The sequence below is a fragment of the Rhizobacter sp. genome (assembly GCF_035702065.1).
Classification (GTDB): domain Bacteria; phylum Pseudomonadota; class Gammaproteobacteria; order Burkholderiales; family Burkholderiaceae_C; genus Rhizobacter.
The window spans coordinates 1-8,439 of the sequence record NZ_DASSRA010000403.1 but is presented as its reverse complement, the minus strand read 5'-3'; the positions used below and the strand labels follow the sequence as shown (position 1 = coordinate 8,439).

The window sequence follows — 8,439 nt, the reverse complement described above, 5'->3', positions numbered from 1 at the left end:
CGCGTGGCCTCGCCGGCTTGACCCCGCTCAGACGGGGCATCCGTCCCTCAGACAGTTCCCATTGCACCCCCGCCGCATTGGGGGCTAGAGTCGCAGGCACCAGGGCCAACCCAAGGAGTCGGGATGCCGGAAGAGGCGAACACCCGCCTGGATTCGATCGGCAAACGCGTCCAGCTCCTGGTGATCGCCTGCATCGTGCCCGCCTGGCTGGCCGCCTCGGTGATTGCCTTCTTCGCCTACCAGCGCGAGCGCGACGACCGCATCACCTCCAGCGTGCTGCAAGCGCGCGGCCTGGTGCACCAGGTCGAGCGTGAGCTGGCCTTGAGCGTCGGCGTGCTGGAGACACTGGCCACCTCGTCGCACATCGACGATGGCAACTACCGGCGCTTTCACGAGCAGGCGAGCCAGGTGCTGCGCCAGAGCAGCGCCAACAACATCGTGCTGTTCGACACCACGCTGCAGGGCCTGGTCAGTGCCGCCCAGCCCTACGGCAGCCCCTTGTTCAAGCTGCGGCACGACCGCTTCCCGAGCGTCATTCCCACCGCGCGGCCTGCCGTGTCGGAGATGTTCGTGGGCGAGGTGTCGAAGCAGCTGCAGGTTGCCGCCGCCGTGCCGGTGATGCGCAACGGCACGGTGATCGGCCGGCTGGAGATGGTGTTCAGCCCCGAGCGCTTCGCCCGCATCATCGAGCAGCAGAGCTTCTCGCACACCTGGCCGGTCGGCATCGTCGACAGCGCGGGCCACATCGTCGCGCGCAACCGCGATGCCGAGCTGTTCGTCGGCCGGCTGGCAGCGCCCCCGCTGCTGGAGGAGCTGCGCGCGCGCCGCGAAGGCCACTTCGAAGGGCGCTCCACCGAAGGCATCGACGCCGTCGGCTGCTTCAGCCAGTCCGAGACCTTCGGCTGGGCAGCCGCCATCGGCGTGCCGGTGGCCGAGATGCACGCCGTGCTGGCCCGCCGCCTCGGCGTGATCGCGCTGACCGGCATCGCGCTGCTGCTGAGCGGCATCGCCCTGGCCCGCCGGCTGGGCCGGCAGATCGCCGAGCCGGTGCAGGCGCTGGTGGCGCCCGCGCTGGCCATCGGCCGCGGCGAGGCCGCCACCCTGCCACCCCCCGCCCTGCGCGAAACCGCCGAAGTGGCCAGCGCGCTCGCCCAGGCGCAGCAGCTGCTGCGCGAGCGCGAGGCGTCGCGCCTCGCGGCCGAAGGCGCCCTGCGCGACAGCCAGTCGCGCCTGCGCATGGCGCTCGACATCAGCCGCATCGGCACCTGGGAGCTCGACCTCGAGACAAACGTCATCACGCGTTCGCAACGCCACGACGAATGCTTCGGCTACACCGAGCCCGTGCCGCACTGGACGCTCGAAGACTTCATCTTCCACGTGCACCCCGAAGACCGCCACCTGATCGACCAGGAGATCCGGCCCCCTGCCATCGACGGCGAGCAGCAGAGCTGGCGCACCGAATGCCGCGTAATCTGGCCCGACGGCAGCGTGCACTGGATCGCCTCGCAGGCCGCCGTGATCAGCGAGAACGGCAAGCCGCGCCGCATCATCGGCATCGTGAGCGACGCCACGCCGGCCAAGCAGGCCGAAGAGATGCGCCTGCAGCAGGTGCGCCTCGAATCGGAATACCGCCAGGCACAAGAGGCCAACCGGCTGAAGAGCGAGTTCCTGGCCAACATGTCGCACGAGTTGCGCACGCCGCTCAATGCGGTGATCGGCTTCGCCGAGATCCTGCGCACCGGCATGATCCCGGCCGACTCGCCCAAGCGGGGCGAATACCTCGGCCACATCGCCGCCGGCGGGCGCCACCTGCTGCAGCTCATCAACGACGTGCTCGACCTCGCCAAGGTCGAGTCGGGCAAGCTCGAATTCCACCCCGAGCCGGTGGACCTGCCGCGCCTCAGCCACGAGGTGCTGGGCGTGCTGCAGGCCGAGGCCGCGCGCAAGCGCATCGAGCTGGTGGTCGACCACGACCCCGCGCTGCACGGGCTGGAGCTCGACCCGGCGCGGCTCAAGCAGGTGCTCTACAACTTCCTGTCCAACGCCATCAAGTTCACGTCGGCCGGCGGCCGTGTGACGCTGCGCAGCCGCGCCGACGGGCCGGAGCACCTGCGCATCGAGGTCGAAGACACCGGCATCGGCATCGCGCCGGCCGACCAGCACAAGCTCTTCATGCCCTTCCAGCAGATCAACGCCGGCCTCACCAAGCAGCATGGCGGCACCGGCCTGGGCCTTGCGCTCACGCGCCAGCTCGCCGAGCTGCAAGGCGGCACCGTGGGCCTGCGCAGCACGGCGGGGCAAGGCAGCGTGTTCCATGTGGTGCTGCCGCGCCGACCGGGCGCCAGCCGCACGCCGACCACACCTGCTGCCGCCGCCGTGGTGCAGGGCACGGCGGCCCGCCCCGGTGCGCCCCGTGTGTTGGTGGTCGAAGACGACGTGGCCGACCAGGCCAAGCTCGTGCGGGCCCTGTCGGCCGCCGGCTACCAGGTCGACGTGGGCGCCACCGCCGAGCAGGCCCTACAGCACGCCGCCGAGCGGCACTACGACGCCATCACGCTCGACCTGCTGCTGCCTGACCGCAGCGGCCTCGAGGTGCTGGCCACCCTGCGCGCCAGCGCGTTGCATGCCACGGTGCCGGTGATCGTGGTCACCATGGTCACCGAGACCTCGGCGCTCGCCGGCTTCCAGGTGAGCGACGTGCTGCACAAGCCGCTGCGTGCCGAGGAAGTGCAGGCCAGCCTGCGCCGGCTCGGCCTGCGCAGCAGCGCCGCGCCGCGCATCATGGTGGTCGACGACGAAGCCGCCTCGCGCGACCTGATGGCTGCCACGCTGCAGTCCATCGGCATGACCGTGCTGTGCATGCCCGACGGCCACGCCGCCCTCGACAGCCTGGACGACCTGCGGCCCGACGCCATGGTCGTCGACCTGTTGATGCCCGGCATGAACGGCTTCGACGTGCTCAGCGCCCTGCGCGAGCGCCCCGCCTTCTCGCAGCTGCCGGTGTTCGTGTGGACCAGCATGGAGCTGGGCCCGGCCGACCTGGCCGAGCTGTCGCGCTCGGCCCTGGCCATCACCAGCAAGACGCAGGGCGGCATCGACGCGCTGCTGGCCCACATCCGCGAATGGCACGCCGCATGACCGCCACGCACGAGCGCGCCGACGTGCTCATCGTCGACGACAACGAACTCAACCTGGAGATGGCCGCCTTCCTGCTCGGCGCCGATGGCCTGAAGGTGGCGACCGCGCAAGACGCCGACGCCGCACTGGTGCAACTGGCCACCCACCGCCCGCGCCTGGTGCTGATGGACATCCAGATGCCCCGCATCGACGGGCTCGAACTGACGCGCCGCCTGCGCGCCGACCCGGCCCACGCCGGGCTGGTGGTGGTGGCCTTCACGGCCTACGCGATGAAGGGCGACGAGGCGAGGATGCTGGCCGCGGGCTGCGATGGGTACATCGCGAAGCCGATTGATGTGGGGAGTTTTGCCGCGAGCGTGCGGCGGTATCTGACCTGACGATGCCGTCAGCTCACTCGCCAGACGGCACGGTCGCGTCGTCGAGTGAGCACAAGCGGCGCACGTCGTGCTCGAACGCGCCGATCGTCAGCTCGGAGATCGGCTCGTTGAGCAAGATGGTTCGCGCCACTTCTGCGTGCTGCGCAAAGCTTGCGAGCACGCGTTGCCGCTCGTCGTGCGGCAGGGCGCGCAGCACGGCCGTCACCAGCACGTCGAGCGCGATCAGCGAGCCCTTGAGCTCGCAGATGCGCTCGGTCGCCTCCTGAAGATCCTTCATGGGGCGATGCGCTGCCGTTGCCAGCCGGTGCGGGCGCTCAGAGAGAGCGGATGCGCGAGGCCTGGGGGCCCTTCTGGCCTTGGGTGACTTCGAACTCCACGCGCTGGTTCTCGAGCAGCGTCTTGAAGCCCGCGCCCTGGATTTCCTTGAAGTGGGCGAAGAGATCCTTGCCGCCGTTGTCAGGGGCGATGAAGCCGAAGCCCTTGCTTTCGTTGAACCATTTGACGGTGCCGGTTTCGGTGGTCATGTCGTGTTTCCTTGAGGTATGAAAAGAGATGCGCCAGCCTTCGCTGGTGCGGGCCAGCAGCGCCCGGGAGTGGTCGCTGAATTCTTGAGAGGTCATGAGGTCGTGTCAGCGGCGCGGGAAGCGCGCCGGGCCGGCACCCGCACCGGGCGGCGGGCCGCGGCGGTCGAGGTGACGGAAGGTGATGCGCCCCTTGCTGAGGTCATAGGGCGAGAGTTCGAGCGACACACTGTCGCCCGCGAGGATGCGGATGTGATGCTTGCGCATCTTGCCGCCGGTGTAGGCGATGAGCTTGTGCCCGTTTTCGAGCGTCACGCGGAAGCGCGAGTCCGGCAGGATTTCGTTCACCGTGCCGTGCATTTCGATCAGTTCTTCTTTGGCCATGTTGCCTTCTGCAAAGGGGGTCGATGGAAGACGCGCCACGCGCAGGACGGCCGCGTGGCAGAGGTGATGGCCTCGCATCGAAGCGTGGCCGGATCTGTGGGGACGCGCGGTGCGCGCCAGCGGCGGATGAACTCGATCCCGCGGGTGGCTGGCAGGGGGAGATGCTGCGAACCAGGAGCTGCCAGGGAGCCGGGATTGCGGGAGTACCGCGCAAAGAGGTCTGGCCAAGGAGGGAGATCACTCGGATCTCAGCGCGGCGTGGAAGCTCTTGGGGGGAGCCACCGGGTCGCCACGGCGAGCGCGCAGTGTACCTGCAGGGGCGAATGCCCTTTGTTTCTGCACGGCATGGCGCGCTCGCGCGCGCGCTCAGAGCAGGTCGTAGCGGTCGAGGTTCATCACCTTGGCCCAGGCCTTCACGAAGTCCTTCACAAAGACCTGCTGCCCGTCGGCGCAGGCATACACCTCCGACAAGGCGCGCAGCTGCGAGTTGGAGCCGAACACCAGGTCGACGGTGGTGGCCGTCCACTTGAGCTGGCCGGTCTTGCGGTCGCGGCCTTCGAGCACGCCGCCGTCGGCCCGGGCCCACTGGGTGCGCATGTCCAGCAGGTTGACGAAGAAGTCGTTGCTCAGCGTGTCTTCCTGGGTGGTGAAGACGCCCAGCCTGCTGTGCCCGTGGTTGGCGCCAAGCACGCGCAGGCCGCCGACGAGCGCCGTCATCTCAGGGGCGCTGAGCGTGAGCAGCTGGGCCTTGTCGATCAGCAGCTCGGCCGCCGAGTTCTCCAGGCCGCGGCCCTTCTTGACGTAGTTGCGGAAGCCATCGGCGATGGGCTCCAGGTAAGCCATCGATTCGACATCGGTCTGGTCTTGCGTGGCATCGGTGCGGCCCGGGGTGAAGGGCACGGTGATGTCGACGCCGGCCTTCTTGGCGGCAGCTTCGACGGCGGCGCCGCCTGCGAGCACGATCAGGTCGGCGATGGACACCTTCTTGCCGCCGGTCTGCGCCTCATTGAACTCCTTGCGCACGGCTTCGAGCCTGGCGAGCACACGGCCCAGCTCGGTGGGCTGGTTGACCTCCCACTCCTTCTGCGGCGCGAGGCGGATGCGCGCGCCGTTGGCGCCGCCGCGCTTGTCGCCGCCGCGGAAGGTGGAGGCCGAGGCCCACGCGGTGCTCACGAGCTGCGAGACGCTGAGGCCCGAGGCCAGCACCTTGGCCTTGAGCGCGGCCACGTCTTTCTCGTCGACGAGCGGGTGGTCGACCTCGGGCACCGGGTCCTGCCACAGCAGCACTTCATTGGGCACCAGCTTGCCGAGGTAGCGGGCGCGCGGGCCCATGTCGCGGTGGGTCAGCTTGTACCAGGCGCGGGCAAAGGCATCGGCCAGCTGCTCGGGGTGCTCCTTGAAGCGGCGCGAGATCTTCTCGTAGGCCGGGTCGAAGCGCAGCGCCATGTCGGCCGTGGTCATCATGGGGGCGTGGCGCTTGCTGGGGTCGTGCGCGTCGGGCACGGTGGTGGCCCCGGCGCCGCCCTTGGGCACCCACTGGTGCGCGCCGGCGGGGCTCTTGGTCAGCTCCCACTCGTAGCCGAAGAGGGTCTCGAAGTAGCTGTTGTCCCACTGGGTGGGCGTGGGCGTCCATGCGCCTTCGATGCCGCTGGTGATGGTGTACGCGCCCACGCCGTTGCCGAAGGTGTTCTTCCAGCCCAGGCCCATCTCTTCGATGGACGCGCCCTCGGGTTCGCGGCCCACCTGCTTGGCATCGCCCGCGCCGTGGGCCTTGCCGAAGGTGTGGCCGCCGGCGACGAGGGCCACGGTCTCTTCGTCGTTCATGGCCATGCGCTTGAAGGTCTCGCGGATGTCGCGGCCCGAGGCCACGGGGTCGGGGTTGCCGTTGGGGCCTTCGGGGTTGACGTAGATGAGGCCCATCTGCACCGCGGCCAGTGGGTTGGCGAGGTCGCGGTCACCGGCGTAGCGTTCGTCGCCGAGCCAGGTGGTCTCGGGGCCCCAGTAGATGTCGGTCTCGGGCTCCCACACGTCGGCGCGGCCACCTGCGAAGCCGAAGGTCTTGAAGCCCATGGACTCCAGCGCGACGTTGCCGGCGAGGATCATCAAATCGGCCCACGAGAGCTTGTTGCCGTACTTCTGCTTGATGGGCCAGAGCAGGCGGCGGGCCTTGTCGAGGTTGCCGTTGTCGGGCCAGCTGTTGAGCGGCGCGAAGCGCTGCGAGCCGGTGCCCGCGCCGCCGCGGCCGTCTTGCACGCGGTAGGTGCCGGCCGAGTGCCAGGCCATGCGGATGAAGAAGGGACCGTAGTGGCCGTAGTCGGCGGGCCACCAGTCTTGCGAATCGGTCATCAGGGCGGTGAGGTCCTTGACGACGGCGTCGAGGTCGAGGGTCTTGAACGCTTCGGCGTACTTGAACTGCTCGCCCATCGGGTTGGACCTGGCCGAGTGCAGGTGCAGGATCGCGAGGTTGAGCTGTTCGGGCCACCAATCGCGGTTGCCCTTTACGCCGGCGGCGGTGTGTTGGAGTGGGCGACCCGAGAACGGGCACTTGGCTTCGCTGGACATGTTGGCCTCCTGGGCGTGACGGGATTGAACGGCTTGCTGCAACTGGGAGCCGATGGTCGGCCCGCAGGCACCGAAGCGTCAATTTGGCGGAGGCAATGAAGCCGATAGGCGCAAATGAATGGCCTTCGGTCGGCGAGAGGCTTCGAGATGCTTGCTGTGTGTCAGCCGAGGGGTGGGTCCCGCGGGGCGGCACGGATCGCTTCTTCCAGCAGCTCCAGCGCAGCGTGGGCGAAGGCGAACATGTTGGCCGCCCGGTCGGTGATGCCGGTGCGCAGCAGGCGCTCGCGCGTCACGGGCCCGTCGACCGCCAGGCAGCAGTGGCCGGCCGGGTCGCCATAGGGGTTGCCGTCGGGCCCGGCCGCGCCGGTCTCGGCGATGCACCAGCTGGCGCGAAAGCGCGTGCGCTGGTGGTGCGCCAGCCGCTGCGCGTAGGGCACGGTGGACGAGCGCAGGCCCGCCATGTCGTCGGCCGTGAGCGTGGTGAGGCGGCGGAAGGCGCGGCGCGTGTAGACCAGCGCGCCGCCGAGGTAGTACCCGGAGGCACCGGCGCGCGAGAGCAAGGCGGCCGAGATCAGGCCACCGGCCGACGATTCGGAGACGACGATGGTCTCGCTGCGGGCGACGAGCAGGTCGCCGATGCGCTCGCCGAGGGTGAAGAGTGCGGTGGTGTCCATAGGGATGGGTCAAACTGGCGGCTGGTACTGGCCCGGATTTGAACTGAAGAAGCCACGCACATGCAGCCCTTTCGTCTTCGCCTCCTGCTCGTCATCGGCCTGCTGGCCGCCACCTCCGCGACGGCCGCGCCACCGGCCGACTTCACCGGCCTGTGGGAAGACTGCGGAAGCGTCCCCGGCCTGTGCTACGGCTACCGGCTCACGCAAGAGGGCTCACGCGTCTGCGGCTCGCTGAGCAGCGTGCCGGTGTCGGGCGAGGGGCCACGCAAGCACGGGCACATCCGCGGCGTGGTGCGCGACAGCCTGTTGACGCAGGTGTGGGGCTGCGGGGTCGAGACGCGCAGCCCCTGCCCGAGCATCCTCGCAACCAACCGCCGCGGCCTCCTGCGCTGCGGCGACGGCTTGTTTGAGACCGGCGGGCGCAGCTACACCTGCGAGGAATGGGCGGCGCTGAAGCTGCCCAGCCAGTACCAGCGCGTGAGCGCCGAAGCCTTCGCCCAGCGCTTCGGCCCGGCCGAAGCTTCGTTGTGCGAGATGCCAGTCACGGCGGAGAAAGACGCGCCACCCCCCGTGAAGCAGTGAGGGAACTGCGCCCGCGCGAGACAAATTCCGCGGCTTGAGTGCGCCGGATGTAACCGCCTGTATCGCCGATGCGGCAAGCCCGATACCCTTCACGCAAGTCGTTAGACCTTGCATGAAGGAGTGGAGACATGAACACACTGATCCTTGGCGCGCTGGTCGCATTGACGAGCCTCGAGGCCCGTGCAGCCGCACCGTCCATGA

The 8,439-nt window shown here is 69.2% G+C and carries 8 protein-coding genes; 3 read left to right on the top strand and 5 right to left on the bottom strand.

The window, feature by feature from the left end:
* Nucleotides 1–123: 123 nt before the first annotated feature.
* Both VFL64_RS17650 and VFL64_RS17645 read left to right on the top strand, forming a co-directional pair.
* Nucleotides 124–3,138, top strand: coding sequence for a response regulator (locus tag VFL64_RS17650; protein ID WP_489541691.1), 3,015 nt, complete (start codon nt 124–126; stop codon nt 3,136–3,138).
* Nucleotides 3,135–3,515 carry a response regulator gene (locus VFL64_RS17645; protein WP_489541690.1) on the top strand — a complete coding sequence of 127 codons (381 nt, stop codon included), beginning with the start codon at nt 3,135–3,137 and terminating at the stop codon, nt 3,513–3,515. Before VFL64_RS17650 ends, VFL64_RS17645 begins: the two co-directional genes overlap by 4 nt.
* A 13-nt stretch (nt 3,516–3,528) precedes the next feature.
* Here VFL64_RS17645 and VFL64_RS17640 read toward each other — a convergent pair whose 3' ends face one another.
* The 5 genes from VFL64_RS17640 to VFL64_RS17620 all read right to left on the bottom strand — a co-directional run bounded on the left by VFL64_RS17640 (nt 3,529) and on the right by VFL64_RS17620 (nt 7,656).
* The gene (locus VFL64_RS17640) at nt 3,529–3,792 is read right to left on the bottom strand and encodes a hypothetical protein (protein ID WP_489541689.1); all 264 of its coding nucleotides are present in this window, start codon (nt 3,790–3,792) and stop codon (nt 3,529–3,531) included.
* A gap of 37 nt (nt 3,793–3,829) precedes the next feature.
* Nucleotides 3,830–4,039 carry a transcription antiterminator/RNA stability regulator CspE gene (gene cspE / locus VFL64_RS17635; RefSeq protein WP_489541688.1) on the bottom strand — a complete coding sequence of 70 codons (210 nt, stop codon included), beginning with the start codon at nt 4,037–4,039 and terminating at the stop codon, nt 3,830–3,832.
* A gap of 105 nt (nt 4,040–4,144) precedes the next feature.
* The gene (gene infA / locus VFL64_RS17630) at nt 4,145–4,420 is read right to left on the bottom strand and encodes a translation initiation factor IF-1 (RefSeq protein ID WP_489541687.1); all 276 of its coding nucleotides are present in this window, start codon (nt 4,418–4,420) and stop codon (nt 4,145–4,147) included.
* Between the two features lie 366 nt (nt 4,421–4,786).
* A complete protein-coding gene (gene katG / locus VFL64_RS17625) occupies nt 4,787–6,982 on the bottom strand; it encodes a catalase/peroxidase HPI (RefSeq protein WP_489541686.1) in 2,196 nt (731 codons plus the stop codon).
* A 161-nt stretch (nt 6,983–7,143) separates the two neighbouring features.
* Nucleotides 7,144–7,656: a CinA family protein gene (locus VFL64_RS17620; protein ID WP_489541685.1), complete on the bottom strand. Its 513-nt coding sequence runs from the start codon at nt 7,654–7,656 to the stop codon at nt 7,144–7,146.
* Between the two features lie 60 nt (nt 7,657–7,716).
* On the opposite strand from VFL64_RS17620, the gene VFL64_RS17615 reads away from it, so the two are divergent.
* Nucleotides 7,717–8,238 carry a hypothetical protein gene (locus VFL64_RS17615; protein ID WP_489541684.1) on the top strand — a complete coding sequence of 174 codons (522 nt, stop codon included), beginning with the start codon at nt 7,717–7,719 and terminating at the stop codon, nt 8,236–8,238.
* Nucleotides 8,239–8,439 lie beyond the last annotated feature (201 nt).

Bases quoted from the DNA above. Each gene is read 5' to 3' on its own strand.
- VFL64_RS17640 (WP_489541689.1), bottom strand. From the start codon at position 3,792: ATGAAGGATCTTCAGGAGGCGACCGAGCGCATCTGCGAGCTCAAGGGC.
- VFL64_RS17645 (WP_489541690.1), top strand. From the start codon at position 3,135: ATGACCGCCACGCACGAGCGCGCCGACGTGCTCATCGTCGACGACAAC.
- VFL64_RS17615 (WP_489541684.1), top strand. From the start codon at position 7,717: ATGCAGCCCTTTCGTCTTCGCCTCCTGCTCGTCATCGGCCTGCTGGCC.
- VFL64_RS17620 (WP_489541685.1), bottom strand. From the start codon at position 7,656: ATGGACACCACCGCACTCTTCACCCTCGGCGAGCGCATCGGCGACCTG.
- VFL64_RS17650 (WP_489541691.1), top strand. From the start codon at position 124: ATGCCGGAAGAGGCGAACACCCGCCTGGATTCGATCGGCAAACGCGTC.
- infA (WP_489541687.1), bottom strand. From the start codon at position 4,420: ATGGCCAAAGAAGAACTGATCGAAATGCACGGCACGGTGAACGAAATC.
- katG (WP_489541686.1), bottom strand. From the start codon at position 6,982: ATGTCCAGCGAAGCCAAGTGCCCGTTCTCGGGTCGCCCACTCCAACAC.
- cspE (WP_489541688.1), bottom strand. From the start codon at position 4,039: ATGACCACCGAAACCGGCACCGTCAAATGGTTCAACGAAAGCAAGGGC.